At 57.9% G+C, this 15,972-nt stretch carries 18 protein-coding genes; 8 read left to right on the plus strand and 10 right to left on the minus strand.

Going from position 1 to position 15,972, the window contains the following annotated elements; translation table 11 throughout:
- Nucleotides 1-171: 171 nt before the first annotated feature.
- A complete protein-coding gene (gene ybiB / locus HZI36_RS03275; RefSeq protein ID WP_179401200.1) occupies nucleotides 172-1,161 on the minus strand; it encodes a DNA-binding protein YbiB in 990 nt (329 codons plus the stop codon).
- Between the two features lie 243 nt (nucleotides 1,162-1,404).
- Here ybiB and maiA point away from each other — a divergent pair, with 243 nt between their 5' ends.
- Nucleotides 1,405-2,049: a maleylacetoacetate isomerase gene (gene maiA, locus HZI36_RS03280; protein ID WP_179401201.1), complete on the plus strand. Its 645-nt coding sequence runs from the start codon at nucleotides 1,405-1,407 to the stop codon at nucleotides 2,047-2,049.
- A gap of 99 nt (nucleotides 2,050-2,148) precedes the next feature.
- Here maiA and ftsY read toward each other — a convergent pair whose 3' ends face one another.
- Nucleotides 2,149-3,360 (minus strand): signal recognition particle-docking protein FtsY, encoded by a 1,212-nt coding sequence (gene ftsY, locus HZI36_RS03285; protein ID WP_179401202.1) that lies wholly within the window; start codon nucleotides 3,358-3,360, stop codon nucleotides 2,149-2,151.
- Nucleotides 3,361-3,575: 215 nt separating this feature from the next.
- On the opposite strand from ftsY, the gene rsmD reads away from it, so the two are divergent.
- From rsmD to HZI36_RS03300, 3 genes are all read left to right on the plus strand, one after another.
- Nucleotides 3,576-4,190: a 16S rRNA (guanine(966)-N(2))-methyltransferase RsmD gene (gene rsmD / locus HZI36_RS03290; protein WP_179401203.1), complete on the plus strand. Its 615-nt coding sequence runs from the start codon at nucleotides 3,576-3,578 to the stop codon at nucleotides 4,188-4,190.
- Nucleotides 4,191-4,300: 110 nt separating this feature from the next.
- Entirely contained in the window at nucleotides 4,301-4,807 is a 507-nt protein-coding gene (coaD, locus tag HZI36_RS03295; protein ID WP_179401204.1) for a pantetheine-phosphate adenylyltransferase, read from the plus strand.
- A 200-nt stretch (nucleotides 4,808-5,007) separates the two neighbouring features.
- Nucleotides 5,008-5,994: a tyrosine-type recombinase/integrase gene (locus tag HZI36_RS03300; protein WP_179401205.1), complete on the plus strand. Its 987-nt coding sequence runs from the start codon at nucleotides 5,008-5,010 to the stop codon at nucleotides 5,992-5,994.
- A 142-nt stretch (nucleotides 5,995-6,136) separates the two neighbouring features.
- On the opposite strand, the gene HZI36_RS03305 is transcribed toward HZI36_RS03300, so the two are convergent.
- The 3 genes from HZI36_RS03305 to HZI36_RS03315 all read right to left on the minus strand — a co-directional run bounded on the left by HZI36_RS03305 (nucleotide 6,137) and on the right by HZI36_RS03315 (nucleotide 7,564).
- On the minus strand, nucleotides 6,137-6,322 hold the full coding sequence (locus HZI36_RS03305; RefSeq protein ID WP_179401206.1) for a hypothetical protein: 186 nt from the start codon (nucleotides 6,320-6,322) through the stop codon (nucleotides 6,137-6,139).
- A gap of 65 nt (nucleotides 6,323-6,387) precedes the next feature.
- The gene (locus HZI36_RS03310) at nucleotides 6,388-7,023 is read right to left on the minus strand and encodes a GIY-YIG nuclease family protein (protein ID WP_179401207.1); all 636 of its coding nucleotides are present in this window, start codon (nucleotides 7,021-7,023) and stop codon (nucleotides 6,388-6,390) included.
- Between the two features lie 97 nt (nucleotides 7,024-7,120).
- Nucleotides 7,121-7,564 (minus strand): DUF6641 family protein, encoded by a 444-nt coding sequence (locus HZI36_RS03315; RefSeq protein ID WP_179401208.1) that lies wholly within the window; start codon nucleotides 7,562-7,564, stop codon nucleotides 7,121-7,123.
- Nucleotides 7,565-7,718: 154 nt separating this feature from the next.
- Between HZI36_RS03315 and HZI36_RS03320 the strand changes: the two genes are divergently transcribed.
- Nucleotides 7,719-8,177, plus strand: a complete 459-nt coding sequence (locus HZI36_RS03320) for a hypothetical protein (protein WP_246326945.1) — start codon at nucleotides 7,719-7,721, stop codon at nucleotides 8,175-8,177.
- 564 nt (nucleotides 8,178-8,741) lie between these two features.
- Entirely contained in the window at nucleotides 8,742-9,308 is a 567-nt protein-coding gene (locus tag HZI36_RS03325; protein ID WP_179401210.1) for a tyrosine-type recombinase/integrase, read from the plus strand.
- Nucleotides 9,309-9,530: 222 nt separating this feature from the next.
- Here HZI36_RS03325 and HZI36_RS03330 read toward each other — a convergent pair whose 3' ends face one another.
- On the minus strand, nucleotides 9,531-9,755 hold the full coding sequence (locus tag HZI36_RS03330; RefSeq protein WP_179401211.1) for a hypothetical protein: 225 nt from the start codon (nucleotides 9,753-9,755) through the stop codon (nucleotides 9,531-9,533).
- A gap of 209 nt (nucleotides 9,756-9,964) precedes the next feature.
- On the opposite strand from HZI36_RS03330, the gene HZI36_RS03335 reads away from it, so the two are divergent.
- A complete protein-coding gene (locus tag HZI36_RS03335; protein ID WP_179401212.1) occupies nucleotides 9,965-11,092 on the plus strand; it encodes a porin in 1,128 nt (375 codons plus the stop codon).
- 37 nt (nucleotides 11,093-11,129) lie between these two features.
- On the opposite strand, the gene HZI36_RS03340 is transcribed toward HZI36_RS03335, so the two are convergent.
- Nucleotides 11,130-11,477, minus strand: coding sequence for a winged helix-turn-helix domain-containing protein (locus HZI36_RS03340; protein ID WP_179401213.1), 348 nt, complete (start codon nucleotides 11,475-11,477; stop codon nucleotides 11,130-11,132).
- 97 nt (nucleotides 11,478-11,574) lie between these two features.
- On the opposite strand from HZI36_RS03340, the gene HZI36_RS03345 reads away from it, so the two are divergent.
- Nucleotides 11,575-12,132 carry an MASE1 domain-containing protein gene (locus HZI36_RS03345; protein ID WP_179401214.1) on the plus strand — a complete coding sequence of 186 codons (558 nt, stop codon included), beginning with the start codon at nucleotides 11,575-11,577 and terminating at the stop codon, nucleotides 12,130-12,132.
- 341 nt (nucleotides 12,133-12,473) lie between these two features.
- Here the strand turns inward: HZI36_RS03345 and HZI36_RS03350 are convergent, their stop codons facing one another.
- From HZI36_RS03350 to HZI36_RS03360, 3 genes are all read right to left on the minus strand, one after another.
- Entirely contained in the window at nucleotides 12,474-12,728 is a 255-nt protein-coding gene (locus tag HZI36_RS03350; RefSeq protein ID WP_179401215.1) for a hypothetical protein, read from the minus strand.
- A 14-nt stretch (nucleotides 12,729-12,742) separates the two neighbouring features.
- Nucleotides 12,743-14,401 carry a tetratricopeptide repeat protein gene (locus tag HZI36_RS03355; protein ID WP_179401216.1) on the minus strand — a complete coding sequence of 553 codons (1,659 nt, stop codon included), beginning with the start codon at nucleotides 14,399-14,401 and terminating at the stop codon, nucleotides 12,743-12,745.
- 882 nt (nucleotides 14,402-15,283) lie between these two features.
- Nucleotides 15,284-15,967, minus strand: a complete 684-nt coding sequence (locus tag HZI36_RS03360) for an AAA family ATPase (protein ID WP_179401217.1) — start codon at nucleotides 15,965-15,967, stop codon at nucleotides 15,284-15,286.
- Nucleotides 15,968-15,972: the final 5 nt, after the last annotated feature.

The following is a 15,972-nucleotide window of genomic DNA, read 5'->3' on the forward strand; positions in this document are numbered from 1 at the left end:
AGAAGGTACGACGAAAACTTCAGGAGGGACCGTGCGGATGGCACGGCGCCACGACAGCGGAACTTACGCTAGTCGTAGCGATAGCGACCGCGCTAGGCGGCCGGAGGTAATTCGGAGGGGGTTCGGAATGGAACGCATGGCGACCACTCTATGCGAAGACGCCGGGGCGTGTCAAATGCCGTGTATCGGTGCGACCGGCGCGACTCGAACGATCCGCACGATCGTGTCGACCTGCCGCGCGACCGTGTCCGGCACCGGCACCGCGCCGCGCAGCACCGCGTCGGTCCAGGCGGCGGTGGTCGCCGCGTCGCGCGATTCGGGCAGCGCGACGGGCGGCGCGTCGGGCGTCGAGCGCTCGGCTTCGTGCAGCGTGTCGCACACGCCGTCGTGCAGCCAGTCGACCTGCACCTGGCGCCGCGTGTCGGCGACCGCTTCGCCCTCGGTGCCGCGCGCGAGCAGCGCGCCGCCCGCCGACGCGGCCGGATGATCGTTGAACAGCCGCGCGAGGCTGTCGCGGTACGGCGGATGGGTGTAGTTCACGAGCCGCAGCCCGGCCGGCGCGAACGGCTGCAGGATCTTCACGAGCGTGTGCGTCGAGTTGCGCACGCCGAGCACGCCGCGCATCGCGAGCAGGCGCGCGAGCTTCGGCGCGAGCGTGTCGATCGGCGCGAACGCGGCGCGGCGCTCGGCGAGCGCGGCCTCGATCTCATCGTGCGAGCGCGATGGCGCGATCGACAGCGCGTCGAAGATTTCGGCGCTCGTCACGCGCCCCGGATCCCGGGTCACGCCGTGCACGAGCACCGGCACGCCTTCGCGCGCGAGCAGCAGCGCGAGCAGCGGCACGAGGTTCGGCTGCTTGCGCGCGCCGTTGTAGCTCGGGATCGACACCGCGCGGAACGCGCCGTCCGGCACGCGCACCGGCTCGAACGACGCCTGCGCGGCAGCCAGCATCGCGGCGAGCTCGTCGGCGGTCTCGCCCTTCAGCCGGTACGCGATCAGCACCGCGCCAAGCTCGACGTCGGACACGCGTGCGTCGAGCATTGCGCGGTAGAGTGCGAACGTGTCGTCGGCGGACAGCGCGCGCGCGCCATGAGGGCCGCGCCCGATTTCCTTGATGAAGCGGGCGCACGGGAAGGCGTCGGAGGCGTGGGAGTCGGTCATCGAAGCGTGAAGGTGGCGGCCGGCGTCGCGGGGCGAGGCGGGCGGCGTGGTCTGCGGGAACCTGCCGAGTACACCGCATTTGCGCGGTTCTGGCAAGCACGCGTCGGCATGGTTCGCCATGCGTTGGCATGCTTCGGCGTGACGGCATGCGTCGGCGCGCTACACTCTCGACGTCGACGACGCGCGCGCATGTCGCGGTGCCGCCGTGCCGCGCGCCGATCAAGACCATGAGAGACGAGACCCATGAAGCTATACAGCTATTTCCGCAGTTCCGCCGCGTATCGCGTGCGGATCGCGCTGCATCTGAAGCAACTGCCGTTCGACTATGTGCCGGTCCATCTGCTGCGCGACGGCGGCCAGCAACTGAAGGACGACTATCGGACGCTGAACCCGGACGGCCTCGTGCCGACGCTGATCGACGGCGACATGACGCTGCAGCAGTCGCTCGCGATCGTCGAGTATCTGGAGGAGACGCATCCGGAGCCGCCGCTGTTGCCGAAGCAGCCGGCGGATCGCGCGTACGTGCGCGCGAGCGCGCTGCAGATCGCGTGCGAGATCCATCCGCTGAACAACCTGCGCGTGCTGAAGTATCTGAAGCACACGCTCGGCGTGCCGGAAGAGGCGAAGAACGAGTGGTACCGCCATTGGATCGAATCGGGCTTCGCATCGCTCGAGGCGCGGCTCGCGCACGATCCGCGCACCGGCAAGCTCTGCTTCGGCGATACGCCGACGCTCGCCGACATCTGCCTCGTGCCGCAGGTCTTCAACGCGCAGCGCTTCTCGATCGACACGCAGCGCTACCCGACGATCCAGCGGATCTACGACCACGCGGCGTCGCTCGACGCGTTCAAGGCGGCCGCGCCCGGCGCGCAGCCCGACGCCGAGTGAGCGGTGGATGAGCGCCGAGTGAGCGTCACCTCGCGCGCCCGCCGCGCATGAAAAAGGCGCCCTCGCTCGGGCGCCTTCGATCCATCGCGCGACGCGCGCTCAGCCGAGCAGCGCGTCCGCGAATTCTTCCGCGCTGAACGGCTGCAGATCCTCGACCTTCTCGCCGACGCCGATGAAGTAGACCGGCACCGGCCGCTGCCGCGCGATCGCGGCGAGAATCCCGCCCTTCGCGGTGCCGTCGAGCTTCGTGACGATGAGGCCGGTGAGGCCGAGCGCGTCGTCGAACGCCTTCACCTGCGCGAGCGCGTTCTGGCCGGTGTTCGCGTCAATCACGAGCAGCACCTCGTGCGGCGCGCCGTCGTGCGCCTTGCCGATCACGCGCTTCACCTTGCGCAGCTCCTCCATCAGATGTAGTTGCGTCGGCAGGCGGCCGGCAGTGTCGGCCATCATCACGTCGATGTTGCGCGCGCGCGCGGCGCTGACCGCGTCGAAGATCACCGCGGCCGGATCGCCGCTTTCCTGCTGCACGACCGTCACGTTGTTGCGCTCGCCCCAGATCGCGAGCTGCTCGCGCGCGGCCGCGCGGAACGTGTCGCCGGCCGCGAGCAGCACCGACTGGTCGAAGCTCTGCAGATGCTTTGCGAGCTTGCCGATGCTCGTCGTCTTGCCCGCGCCGTTCACGCCCGCGATCATCATCACGAGCGGCTGCGCGCGGCCGAGCATCAGCGATTTCTCGAGCGGCTTCAGCAGCTCGACGAGCAGGTCGCGCAGCGCATCCTTCACCTGCTGGGGATCGGTCAGGCGGTCGGCGCGCACCTTGCCGCGCAACGCGTCGAGCAGATGCTCGGTCGCGTCGACGCCCGCGTCGGACATCAGCAGCGCCGTTTCGAGTTCCTCGTACAGCTCGTCGTCGATCTTCGCTTTCACGAACACGTTCGTGATGTTCGAGCCGGTTTTCGCGAGGCCGGATTTCAGGCGCGTGAGCCACGACTGCTTCGCGGCGGGCGTTTGCACCGGCGGCGGGACGATTTCGACCGTCTCGACGACGTCGCCGTTGCCTGACGCCGTCGGCGTGACCGTCATCACGACGGATGGCGTGGCCGGCGCAGGTGCGGCAGGCACAGGTGCTGCGGGCTTCGGCGCAGCCGGCGCAGGCGCGGCCGGCGTCGGAGCCGGCGCGGATGCCGGTTGCGGGACGCTCGCCGCGGGCACATCGGCGGGCGGCGTGTCGTGCAGTGCTTCGTCGGCCGACAGCGCGTCCGCGGCCGTCGACTCCGGCGATTTCTTGAATCGTTTGAAGAAACTGAACATGGTCTGACTTCGGGAAGAGGTGCGAGTCGTGGCCGAGGGCGGCGCGGATCACCGAGCGACGGCGACCGGGACGTGCATTTTATCAGGCGCGCCTAAGGCTCGTTATAAGCGGGCGCAGGTACTCGTGCGCGGTGCCGCCGCGCGCGGCTGTGGTAACGTGCGCCTGTTCGGCGGCGCGCACCGTTCGCGCCCGGTCCCCATCGTCTCCTGGCTCCATGTCTCGTTCCTCCTCAGGCCGCGCCGCGGCACCCTCCAGCCGCGGCAAGCCGCGCACGATCCGCATCATCGGCGGCGACTGGAAGCGCACGCCGCTCACGGTGCTCGATCTCGACGGGCTGCGGCCCACGCCCGACCGCGTCCGCGAGACGCTGTTCAACTGGCTCGGCCAGGCGCTCGACGGCCAGCGCTGCCTCGACCTGTTCGCCGGCACCGGCGCGCTCGGCTTCGAGGCCGCGTCGCGCGGCGCGGCGCGCGTGCTGATGGTCGAGCGTCATCCGCGCGCCGCGCAGCAACTGCGCGCGATCAAGGACAAGCTCGGCGCGAGCGCGGTCGAGATCGCCGAGGCTGACGCGCTGCGGCTCGCGGCCGGGCTCGCGCCGGGCACGTTCGACGTCGTGTTCGTCGATCCGCCGTTCGGCGATGCCGCCGCGCTCGCACGCGCGCTCGCGCTCGCGGTGCCGCTGATCGCGCCGGGCGGCGCGCTGTACGTGGAGTCCGGCGCCGCGCTCGATCCGGCCGCGCACGACGCGCTGGCCGGCTGGCGCATCGCGAAATCCGACAAGGCGGGTGCGGTTCACTATCATTTGCTGCAACGCGAAAATGATGAATAATGCGCGTTTCATACGAGGCGCCGCGCCGGCCAGGCGACGCGCGCCCATCCCCGCAGCGGCGCGCGCGTCGCACGGCTGCGCCCCATTTGCGTGTTGACAGGAGGAGCGACATGGTAGTTGCCGTGTACCCGGGTACGTTCGACCCGCTGACGCGTGGCCACGAGGATCTCGTGCGGCGCGCGTCGAGCATTTTTGATACGCTGGTCGTCGGCGTCGCCGACAGTCGCGCGAAGAAGCCGTTTTTCTCGCTCGAGGAACGTCTGCAGATTGCGAACGAGGTGCTAGGCCATTATCCGAACGTGAAGGTGATGAGCTTCACCGGGCTCTTGAAGGATTTCGTGCGCGTGAACGATGCGCGCGTGATCGTGCGGGGCCTGCGCGCGGTGTCCGACTTCGAATACGAGTTTCAGATGGCGGGGATGAACCGTTATCTGCTGCCGGACGTCGAGACGATGTTCATGACGCCGTCCGACCAGTATCAGTTCATTTCCGGCACGATCGTGCGCGAAATCGCGCAGTTGGGCGGAGATGTGAGCAAATTCGTGTTCCCGTCGGTCGAGAAGTGGCTGACGGAAAAAGTGGCCGAGATGGAGTTGCAGCGCGGGTCCGCCGCGTGACGCGAACGCCGGCCGGTGCCGTCCCGGTGCCGGCCGCAGGTCCGAGCAAGTGAGATCAGCATGGCTTTGACGATTACCGACGAGTGCATCAATTGAAAATTAGGGTCAAAACCTAATTTCACCGTTGGTCGAGGCTTTCCGGCATTTTCGATTGTCCGAAATCATGTTTTGCAACACCTATGCAACACTGGGAGCAAAGCATGGCCACATTCAGTCAGCGTAATAACCGTTGGCAAGTCAAAGTAACTCGCAAGGGATTTCCTACGCAGTACAAATCGTTTTCGACAAAGGCGGAAGGTCAGGTTTGGGCGCGCTCCGTCGAAACTATGATGGATGATGGAACGTGGGTCGATCCGGCCGGCACGACCGACATAACATTCGGAAAGCTGCTGGAGCGCTACAAAGAGTCGGTTACGCAGACAAAGCGCAGCCGACGCAGTGAGGAATACCGTATCGGCAAAATGATGCGACACAAGATCGCCGAGTACAGTATGTGCAACCTCACGACCAGCGTGCTTGCGGATTATCGAGATCAACGTCTTAAGGTAGCGACCAACTCATGCGTCTGTCGAGAACTCGCGACAATCAGCGCCGTTATCACGCATGCTCAGCGCGAATGGGGGCTTAGCATAACGAATCCGGCGAAGCTTGTGAAACGGCCTAGATTGCCGCCCGGTCGAAATCGTATGCTGAAACCGGCCGAGGTTGATCGTCTATTGCATGAACTCAACGCAGAGCGTCACGAGTTGCGGAGCAAGTGGCTGGTTCCGCTCGTTAGGCTTGCGCTTGAGACTGCTATGCGACAGGGCGAATTGCTATCCCTGCTATGGAAGCACATTGATTTCGATGAGCGCACGGCTTATTTGCCGATGACGAAAAACGGCAAGGATCGTTGTGTTCCGCTGAGTAGCGCGGCGCTTGCGATTCTGGAAAGTTTGGAGCGAGTTGACGAGCGCGTCATCCCGATTAGCCAGAACATCGTTTTGTGCGCATGGCCGCGCGCATGCAAGCGTGCCCGGATCGAAGACTTTCGCTTTCACGATTTGCGGCACATGGCGACAACCAGTCTCGCGAAGAGGTTGCCAAACGTGATTGAACTCGCATCGGTAACAGGACATAGCAACGTTCAGATGCTGAAGCGTTACTATCACACGTCGGCCAGCGAACTGGCGAAAAAGCTGGGCTGAGCCCAGATAACCTCATGTATACCGTACACACGGGAATCACGAAAAACGGACGTCTTTGAAATTGGCCTCTCTGTGACGACGTGCGAAAGAGGCCAAGACCTGCAAACGTCGGTCCAACCGACTTTTCTGCTGCGAATATTGGTCAGATCGGCTTGGCGTTGAGGTCGGAAAGCTGCTTTTGCAACTTCCGGATTCGGTGCGTGATGTCCGCTCGCTTGGCTGTGGTTGTCTGGCGTTTGGCCGCTTGCTTTTGTGCATCGATGCGCTGCTTCTCAAGGTCAGCGACTTCATGTAGACCAACGTGGGTCAGGATTTCATGGTATCTCATGGGCATTGCCTCTATCGTTGTGTACAGATATTTATGTGCGGATAGAGACAGCGACTCGCTGAATTTCAATCAACTGTTGAGTCACCGTATTGCTCTTCTTCCATGCGGCGGCGACGCTCACCTAACGTTTCCCCTTCATACATCCAGTAACCCGGTCCACTTGCTGCTGGAGTGGTGTAGCCCTTGGATTGAAGCGCCTTCAATGCTGCAGCGGAAAGGCTCATTACTTCGCCCTTATAGCTCACGCGGCCACTGTCAACGACGGTACAGGTGATTGCTTCGTCGCGTGACAGCGTGAGTTCCGCGCCAGGCTTGACTCCCACTGCGTCCAGGTTGAACTTGGAGCGACGTGCCTTTGCCTTATCCAGAGCTTGCAGTTCTTCCGAATCGATATCGGTGTAGCCAGGCGTGACCTCTCTGAAATTGCCGATGCTGATTGCCAGCACGACTTTCTCGGGATCGATCTTGAAGAATTCTCGTCTGGGATTGATCCGAGTATCAGCAAATAACTGATGCAGGGCCTTTTCGAGCTTCGAGCAATCTTCAACCTCCGCAGCGAAGTAGCACTCGAACGGGAGGGGAACGCCAGTAGCCAAGCTAAGCTGGCTGATGCGAGATTCCACGCTATCGCCATTGGTCATCCCAATCTTGACGATATTCGGCATGGCCTCGTTGGTCAGGACATAGATAATCTGCGCCATTGTTGTATGTGGCTGATGGTCTAGCCACTAACAATATCACGGCGCAGATGTGAGCGGCGCGTCCCGCATGCCTACGGCCCTACTGCCAGAGATCGGCTTACTTGGCGACGAAGCCCGAACGCATTTGACTACTGATGGCGTCGATCTGCGTATCGAGCTCGCCGGCCTCAACTGCTGCCTTGAGCGTCTCGAGCGTCGGGATCAGCTCGGCGAGCGTGCCGACTTCGATAGCCGTCTTGCCCTTTGCAAGCTCCAGCGTTTTTGTGCCATAGCGGACCGACATGCAGACTTTGCCGCTTTCGGCGGTCCACCACCACGCACGAACGCGCTTCTGTACTTCCACGTTGCGGCGCTCGCCGGTTTCTGCATTCTTCACCGAACGGAACTTCGTAGGTGAGAACGTCGTTCCCGCTTGCTGAGCCTTCGCGAGTTCCGTTTGCTCCCAGATCTTCGCGATCAAACGGTTACGACGTTGCACGATTTGCGGCATCGAACCGGGACGCTTGGCAGCGACGAGCTTTAGATTGGTGAGCGTGCTCATATTGGACTCCTGAGTTATGTGGTGGAGTGAGGATGTAGCCGCTTACGGCTGAAATCAACAGGATTTTTTACGCTATATCGAGCGCTTCGTCGTGGTCTTGCTAAATAAGGCTATGGAAAAGAACATAAACATAAAAGTAGCGACACGGGACTGGATGATTCAGTACGCGCCATATTTAACGCATGCTGTAACGCTCACCATGAAGCCGTATCGTGAAATCATGACCAACAAGGGACTGACTACACAGCGCTTGACAGAGATCGAAGCGAAAGAGAATTTCCGACAGTTCATTCGACGCCTGAACGCAGCTGTATATGGAAATGCAGCCAAGCGATTCGGTACGAGTGTCTATGTAATTCCTGTTATCGAAGGCATCGTAACGGACAAGCTTCTGCACTATCACTGCATGATGGGGAATTTTCGAGGCGGAGTCGATGAGGCATTGATCGCTAGTGCGATTCGAGCCGCATGGCTTCAAACGGATTTCGGCAACTTTGAGGTCGACATCAAGCCTCTGACATCGGACGGCTGGATCGACTACATCCTCAAGGAAGTCGGCATAGGCGACGCCGACAACGTGGACTACGGAAACGTCCACGTACCAAAGGACTAACGCTCCGATATAGAAACGTCTAGCTGCGTGATGACCAAAGGTCCTCGCAGCTTTTATTGCGAAGAGCTTCGTTACATGAGGTTCTTTAATGATTTCTTGCGGTTATAGATCTCAATGAATAACTCCTCCGATGGATCTTGTGACGAACTACTCGAAGAAAATAAAGACATCTATATGTGAGAAATACGACGAACAAGGAACGGATAGAGCATGCGACAGAAAGCAACCAGATGTTCGTAGTCGAAGACACCGCATGCAGCAACAACTAGTTCGTCCACGTCCTCTCCTACTTCCTTCCCTACTACTGCTCCTACTTCAACGGCGCTACTTGCAAGCAAATTGTTCGGTTAGCGGGCAATTTCCGGCAGCGGTGCGCACATTACTTGTCGGTTTAACCGACATCTCCCATCAGCAGCAAGCTAAAACCAAATGAAATAGCAAAAACATTTGGTTATCACGTAGGTGCTTGATTTCTCTGGCCTCTGCCCGATGTCATTTGGTTGTTGATCCGTATAACTAAAGAATACATCCTCTGGACATGAATTCTCTTTGTTCGGAGGGGAAATGAAGCAGGCCAAGACATTCACTGAAAAGGAACTCAAGCAGGTACTGACCTACATCTCGATGCGTCGGCATGTGCTGCGCAATCGGGCGATGGTGCTGCTGACGCATTGGGCCGGTATGCGTGTCGGCGAAGTAGCCGCATTGCTTGTTGGGGACGTGCTCAACGCAGATGGCTCGATCAAGTCGGAAATTCGACTTGCTCCTGAGCAGACCAAGGGACGTCACGCACGCACGGTCTTTCTCGGGCAGAAGTTGCGACGCGAACTGGTTGCCTATGTCGCCTGCCTCAAGAATCCGCGACCGGAGCGCCCGCTGTTCTATACGCAGAAGCGGGCTGGGTTCACTGCCAACACGCTATGTCAGTACTTCCATTGGCTGTACAAGGATGCGGGCATTCAGGGGGCGAGCAGCCATTCAGGCCGACGCTCGTTTATCACGAATCTGGCGAACAAGGGCGTAGGTGTTCGCGTGCTGATGTCTCTTGCGGGGCATCGGGACATTTCGACTACGCAGCGGTACATCGATGTCAACGACGAGATGCAGCGCAAGGCCGTGGATCTCGTGTGATGAGCCGATACAGTCCTGCCCAGATAGAAGCACGTCGGCAGCTTGCCTTGGCGTTCAGGCGCGAGAGCAGGCCAGACCTGACGCATGTATTGGGTAGAGGATGGTCGCTCGGTCAGGAGGTGCGCCGACTCGACGACCGGCAGTATTTCGAGAGGGCCGTTCAGTTATTCAACCGGCGCATTGGCATTGCGAGGTTTGCGCCGTTGAACAAGGAGGACCTGTTCAGAGCAGCAGGCGTTTAGGAAACTCGCGAAGAATAAACACATGGCAATTTGTCCCGGTCGTATCCAGAATTACGCAGGTCAGCACAGCGGAAACGTCTACCGCTGCACCAAGTGCGGGGCCGTTGGCTGCAAGGATCATCGTTGCACGAACCGCAACTGGAGCAATGGCGGCGGTTGCTTGCATTGCGGTAGTCACGGAGCGATGAAATCCTTGTGGTTTCATCCCTCGGTCCAAGACGAATAGTCTTGTAGCTATCCGAATTGTCGTTTTAACAGACAATTTGCACGTCGATTGCGCCGAACGCTGCGCAAGTGCTTTCTCTGGCAAGTTCGATTATCGGACCTGCGCCTGCTAAATTTCTGGCTCGCTGGTAGTCGTTGCATGTAGACTGCGAGCCCAACAGCATCGACCACACAACGCGGGGACAGCAGTTGAGATACAGGGGGATCGCCGCCGCTGTCAGCGGCATCGCGTTTGCGACGGCTTGCCAGCATGCTTCAGCCCAAAGTTCGGTCGCGCTGTATGGTATGACGGAAGTCACGCTGCGCTACTTGAACAATGATGATGCTCAGAACAACGGTCGTCTGTTCATGACGAATGGGGCGATCATCAATAGTCATGTTGGGTTGCGCGGTGCGGAGAATTTGGACGAGGGCCTTAAGGCTGAATTCCAGATCGAGAGCAACTTCGATCCACAGGACGGTGCACTGAGCGACAGTGGCCGTTTTTTCGGAAGCGCGGCGAATGTCGGCCTGTCAGGTGAATTCGGAACGGTAACGCTCGGCCGTCAAGACACGCCGCTGTTTGACAAGCTGGTTACGACGTACGATCCGCTGACCTATGCGAACTACCCGGAGAACTCATGGCTGCCATGGGCGCTCGAAGCGGGCCTTGCGGCCGACAATTCGATTAGATACACAGGGCAGTTCGGCAGGCTGTTTGTCGGTGCGATGTACTCGTTCGGCAGTAACTACGAGATAGGCGGTGCTGGTGGATTCTCGGGCCAGGTGCCCGGCCACTTTGCTGCGGGAAGTCTTGCGAACCTACTGGTGTCGTATTCCGCTGGTCCGCTTAACGTTGCGGCTGGCGTCCAGCAGGTACGCGACAACTCAAATAACCGGCAAACGGTCTTCAACGTCGATCTGATGTATGAGCTGCGTCGAGTGAAGCTTTACGCTGGTTGGCTGCATTCGCAAGACAATACGGGCCTTGTCGATATGCTGCTTGCCGAGCAACAAATCCCGGACATCAGTCGGCTGAAGGACACGAACCGTATCGATGACGGGCCATTTGCCGGATTTGCGTGGCGGATTGCTGCGCCGTTGCTCTTGTCCACTGCGTTTTATTACGATCACATGCGCAACGCTGCGACGGGCAACGGTACGTTGGGAAGCGGTAGTCGATCCACCCTTGTCGAGCTGGCTGAGTATGAGCTTTCAAAGCGTACCGAAATTTATTGTACGGTGGATTTCAACAGGGTGACCGGTGCCGCAAGTGTGGAATTGCCGGGGCGTGGAAATCAGACGGGAGTCGCGATAGGGATGCGGAGCTTTTTCTGATCTGATAGTGTCGGTTAGACCGGCAGATGCAAAAATGTCAGGTACCCTTCGTGGCCTTCGTGAAGGCTTCGGCGAGTTTGTCAAAGTGTCGGAGGGCCGCAGGCGTCAGCTCGATCTGCTTGCGACGAGCGTCTTCGGTGTCGCCGAGCATGATCCAGCCTTTGTCGCGCATGGACGTAATGCGGGCGTGTAGCGTGGCGGGCGAGCCGAGCTCCGAATGAGCCATCATGTCCCGAACGGAAAGGCGCTCCTTCGCCTGCGTTGCACGGGCGATGAACTCCAATATCCGCTCTTCGAGCGGATCAAGCGACGGCAACGATGGCATCCCGCGCAACGCTTCAGTCAGTTGCAGGAATCGAAGGTAGATGTCGGCAGGGCGTGTCATTGCGTATGTTCCGAACGCGACAACTTCCAAGCCGTGACAGGTCGTAGGACTATCATCCGAATCGGCCAGAACAGGGTATCCAACATTTTATACGACAATGTCTAGCTTACGTTTACATTTCTGGTCGATTGCGGGGACGGTCGTCGTGTTCATCCTGTCGTTGTGGTTGAACGAAGTGATCTTCACGCATAGCGAGTTCGTTCGCGGCGTGAACTGGATTTACCTACCGTCAGGCGTGAGACTCTTGAGCACGCTGTTGCTGGGCGGCGATGGCGCAATCGGTCTGCTGATTGCGAGCTTGCTTGTCAATTTCTTCTACTTTTTCCCGCATGATCCGGTGCGCTCGATCGCAGGAGCAATCATTTCAACGGTCGCACCCTATGCGGTCTATCGCCTTGCAATAGAGTGGTACGGGCTTCGTGCGTCATTGACGAACCTTACGCCGAAGCGGTTGCTCCTGTTGGCGATTGCGTATTCCGTTGCGAATCCGTTGCTTCTTCACGTGTGGTTTTTCCTGCAAGGTAACACGCACAACTTTGGCGAGCGATTGCTGGTGATGATTGTCGGTGATCTAGCCGGTGCGTTGATCGTGCTGTATGTAGTAAAGGGGGCAATTTCGCTATTGCGAGTGCGACATAGCGCGCCGATCAATTAGGCAGCGTGGAAGCGTCTTTAGTTGAGAGTACCCATGACGCCCTAGATAGGCGGTCCGGATTGTCAGTTTAACCGACAATCCGGGATTGTTTGATGTCTTTTGTATCGGATGGCAAAGCGAAACTACACGACTTTCATGGTACCGTGACTGCCGCAGCGTAGGCAGCCGCCGCTCTGACTCCAATTATGATTCGAGCATCGGTGATCTTTGCAGCCGACCGCGCCACATTTGGTACAACGGTAGACGTTCGACGCATGCTGGCCGGGATGATTGGGGATGCGGCCGGGACAAAGAGCCATATTTTTCTCCAAATAAATTGGGGTATTGGGAGTGCGATAAAATTAAGGATTGTTTTTTAACGATTTGTATTCGACATCATCGATCAGATACGCGCTGCAAAGCTTTTCTTCCGTCAGCGCGTTACGTGTACCAAATGACGTCAGAAGGGGCGTCGATGCAGGCGCATGACGTACTCCGGCGTGCGCGCCTTCTGTGCCGGCAATAATTCCCAGCACAATAAGCGTGATCAGCCACCAAAACATTCTTCGACCAAATAGCATGATCAGCACAATTACAGCAAGTAGAAAAATGATCATTCTACGACCTGGCTCTACTGGAAGTTGGGTCGTCTATTCTCGGTAAACCACGCTTTACTTGCTGCATACATATTGATCACCTCCGGATCCTTTTCCTCCGATAATTTTGAGGTGATAAAGTTGAGGGTTCTTTGCTTGTCGCTCGAGAACTGATATGCCAACCACATGGCCTCCAAGGCTTGATCTGGTCGGTGTTCTTTCGCGATCGTTACAGCTAAAGGTGCCCAAACGCTGGTTCGCCTTGGATTGAGAGTCAGCGCCAGTACGGCGGTGTCCTCGGATTTTGCGAGTTGTCCGTCAGCGGCGTAAGCATAAGACAGGTTGCTTACAATCTCCACGTCACCAGGGTCGGTCTGATTTGCTTGGGTGAGCAATTTGACTGCATCGTCCGGTCTTGAATCCTTTAGCGCGTTCAAGGCATCTACATTGAATTTTCGTGCGACTGCCTTGTCGCCGCGAGTCGGTTTGGAGAGAGAGTCAATAGTGTTCGCTGCCTGCATGGCTCCCGCGAGATTTTCCGACTTGGCGAAGGCCAGCATGGTCTTGGCGCAATCAACTGCGGTCGCGCACGTAGCAGTCTGATCTGTAGTGGCCACCTGCGTTGCTGTCGCCGATGGAGGCAAGGAGGGCGCGATTGATGATGTTGTGACGCCATTGCTTGTAGGTAAGGGGGCGGCATCGTGCGACGCGGTGCTGGCTGGTGTGATGGTGGCGGTACCTGCTGACGGCACGCCACTCGACTTGACCTCCGCCGGTGCGGTCGCCGCGGCGGTTGTCTCGGAATTAGTGGTTGGCGCACTGGTAGCGGTTGCGGAAGCGGACGCGCGCGGCGGGAATGTGTCCGTCGACGCAACAATAAACTTCGTGGCAGGCTCCTCAGTCGAGGACTCCGACGTCCAGCTACCTCCCGCGCTGTGTTGCAAGTATCGTGAGACTGAACCGTTTGCCATAATGTAATTACACTCTTTGTCTATTACGTTATGAAATTGGTCAACATAGTGGTAGTCAATAGTCGGGCCTGACGGCGGAAATCGTCTGAACTCGGTGAGCGTGGCGTATGGCCGGTCCATCGGCCAATATGCATGTTCCAGGCAGTCATCTTTATAAATTTCGTTTTCTTTTGCGATTCGAGCGGATGTGGCAGCGCTGTTTTCAACGTGATATATCTTCGCATCTCGGACGTGCCACTGAAAGCTGTTTTCGAAGAACCCAGGCTCGTCCAAAACTCCGGAAAATGTCACCTCTGTACTGTCGGGGGCAGATTTGTATGGTGTTGGGTCTATCCCTTTAAGCTCAAGTTTCTCACCTTGTGGAGTCTCAACTATCAAGAACTTATTTTGTGTGTCAACTATATCGGCATGCCAAAAAATATGCTTTCCTTGGAATTTGCTGTGATCGAGCAGCGTTGAAGTGAACTCCTCCTGTGAGATCTCACTTTTTGGTATTTCTTCAATAGGTGTATCGCGTGATCGGCGATTTGAACTGTGAAATGTTGCGCCTATAATCGGGCTCAATATGAATACGCCAATGAAAATTAGGTAAAGCTTGCGACCTACTGGCGTAAGGTGAGAGCTTATGTTGCGTATTGAGAAACCATTCCAGTAGCTAATATTGGGTGATCGAAAGCAGGCAATTACAATAAGCATTCCTATGAGTCCGAGCGCGGAGATCATTTTTTTCCTTTTTCAAAGTGATTCGGACTTTCGTCAATGTGGTAAAATGATTGTGAGGATTGAGGTGATATAGAATTATTTAGGTATTCGTGGTAAAGCCCCGGAGGATTTTAGAGTGTAAGTCAAAGTTTGCGTGGCGTGCGGCAATGACTGCGATCAGATAACCGCTCGTACAAGTAGGGCCAATCGACCGCAAGCAAAGGTATGGTCCGGTCGTTTCGGGATCGGTATGCGAAGAATCGTATCCAGCCATCCAGAAAGATGCTTTTGCCTGGACTGAGCAAGCACGGTGGCCTATCAACAAGTGGAATCGTCACAGGTGGGAATAGTGCAGCGACCTTCTCAAGCGCGTGTGACGCGTTCCTTTCCGTCTGAAGATTGCTTGCTCCGCTAAGCAGATAGCGTTGCACGGCTTCTTCGACACTGAGCGTATCGAGTTCGACGTAAGACGCACGAACTCCGCCGAGAGCGGATTGACATGTGGATCTCGTATCAGAGTGTCCCGCCATCCGACTTAGCACGGAAAGCTGGACGTAAGAAGGCAGGGAGCCAAAGTCCGTCTCGCCACATTGCAGCGTGTCTCGAAACGTGGGGTAGGCTAGGAGCCATGCGCTGATTCTGGCATGGCCTGGATGAGACCGATCGGCCGGACATGCCGGCAGGTCTGGCTGATGCGCGCGCATGGCTTCCCCGTAATTGTTATAAAAACTATAACGCCGTGCGGCGCCGCGCGCAAGACTGCAATGCACCGGCAGGCTCGCTTGCTTGCGCACGCCGACGGGGTGAATGATTGGCGGAACGTAGGTGACACCTACGTTTGGCAGGTTCCGAGCGACCCGCCCGAACGGTGGAACTGCCCGGGACGGGTGCGGATTTGCTTGCTTACGGCTGGTAGGCGATGGCCCGAAGCTGAGCGCTGTTGTTCAGTTGATAGGCGACGTCCTGACTATTATCGAGAATTTCGCGGGGATTATTGCCCTTGGCGATAATACGGTTTCGAATGAACTTGTCGCTAATACTTCCGGCATTCGGAACGCCTGCTTCTGTAAGGGCAGTTCGTGCGAGCGGGATCCAAACATCCATATTGGACGGCTGAAATGAGATGCACTTGCTCCGCGACACCACACCGGGATCGATTCTGTCGATGTGGTTTGTGGTCATGATGAAAACCGCATTGAATATGCTGGCGCCGTAAGTCTGGTTCATCACACTTTTCAGCTGTCTCATCGCGACAGGCGTGAGGTTGTCGGCCTCGTCAAGAATAATGTAGTGGAACGTGCCGCTCAAGGTAGCATAGCTGATCTGAGTGTGGATCGAATTAATCAGCGCAACATCGTTATTGCCGGACATGCAGTCTTCGTAACGGATGTTTGGCATATCGGACGAGTACTTTACTTCTATGCCTACCGGCAGAAGTTTTGCACAGGTCGTCTTTCCGGTTCCATATGGACCATACAGGATGATGCCGTTAGTTCCATTTGCCGGAAACACGTAACACGGTTCAATGAGGCGCTTGATTGACGACTCGGTATTCGCTGAAGGAAAGGTCAGGTTGTTGATGATCATGATAA

The organism is Burkholderia guangdongensis (assembly GCF_013403875.1).
GTDB classification, from domain to species: Bacteria; Pseudomonadota; Gammaproteobacteria; order Burkholderiales; family Burkholderiaceae; genus Burkholderia; species Burkholderia guangdongensis.

What these genes read in the sequence shown, in the direction of transcription:
- ybiB (WP_179401200.1), bottom strand. Translation starts at nt 1,161, where the DNA reads ATGACCGACTCCCACGCCTCCGACGCCTTCCCGTGCGCCCGCTTCATC.
- maiA (WP_179401201.1), top strand. Translation starts at nt 1,405, where the DNA reads ATGAAGCTATACAGCTATTTCCGCAGTTCCGCCGCGTATCGCGTGCGG.
- ftsY (WP_179401202.1), bottom strand. Translation starts at nt 3,360, where the DNA reads ATGTTCAGTTTCTTCAAACGATTCAAGAAATCGCCGGAGTCGACGGCC.
- rsmD (WP_179401203.1), top strand. Translation starts at nt 3,576, where the DNA reads ATGTCTCGTTCCTCCTCAGGCCGCGCCGCGGCACCCTCCAGCCGCGGC.
- coaD (WP_179401204.1), top strand. Translation starts at nt 4,301, where the DNA reads ATGGTAGTTGCCGTGTACCCGGGTACGTTCGACCCGCTGACGCGTGGC.
- HZI36_RS03300 (WP_179401205.1), top strand. Translation starts at nt 5,008, where the DNA reads ATGGCCACATTCAGTCAGCGTAATAACCGTTGGCAAGTCAAAGTAACT.
- HZI36_RS03305 (WP_179401206.1), bottom strand. Translation starts at nt 6,322, where the DNA reads ATGAGATACCATGAAATCCTGACCCACGTTGGTCTACATGAAGTCGCT.
- HZI36_RS03310 (WP_179401207.1), bottom strand. Translation starts at nt 7,023, where the DNA reads ATGGCGCAGATTATCTATGTCCTGACCAACGAGGCCATGCCGAATATC.
- HZI36_RS03315 (WP_179401208.1), bottom strand. Translation starts at nt 7,564, where the DNA reads ATGAGCACGCTCACCAATCTAAAGCTCGTCGCTGCCAAGCGTCCCGGT.
- HZI36_RS03320 (WP_246326945.1), top strand. Translation starts at nt 7,719, where the DNA reads ATGATTCAGTACGCGCCATATTTAACGCATGCTGTAACGCTCACCATG.
- HZI36_RS03325 (WP_179401210.1), top strand. Translation starts at nt 8,742, where the DNA reads ATGAAGCAGGCCAAGACATTCACTGAAAAGGAACTCAAGCAGGTACTG.
- HZI36_RS03330 (WP_179401211.1), bottom strand. Translation starts at nt 9,755, where the DNA reads ATGAAACCACAAGGATTTCATCGCTCCGTGACTACCGCAATGCAAGCA.
- HZI36_RS03340 (WP_179401213.1), bottom strand. Translation starts at nt 11,477, where the DNA reads ATGACACGCCCTGCCGACATCTACCTTCGATTCCTGCAACTGACTGAA.
- HZI36_RS03345 (WP_179401214.1), top strand. Translation starts at nt 11,575, where the DNA reads ATGTCTAGCTTACGTTTACATTTCTGGTCGATTGCGGGGACGGTCGTC.
- HZI36_RS03350 (WP_179401215.1), bottom strand. Translation starts at nt 12,728, where the DNA reads ATGATCATTTTTCTACTTGCTGTAATTGTGCTGATCATGCTATTTGGT.
- HZI36_RS03355 (WP_179401216.1), bottom strand. Translation starts at nt 14,401, where the DNA reads ATGATCTCCGCGCTCGGACTCATAGGAATGCTTATTGTAATTGCCTGC.
- HZI36_RS03360 (WP_179401217.1), bottom strand. Translation starts at nt 15,967, where the DNA reads ATGATCATCAACAACCTGACCTTTCCTTCAGCGAATACCGAGTCGTCA.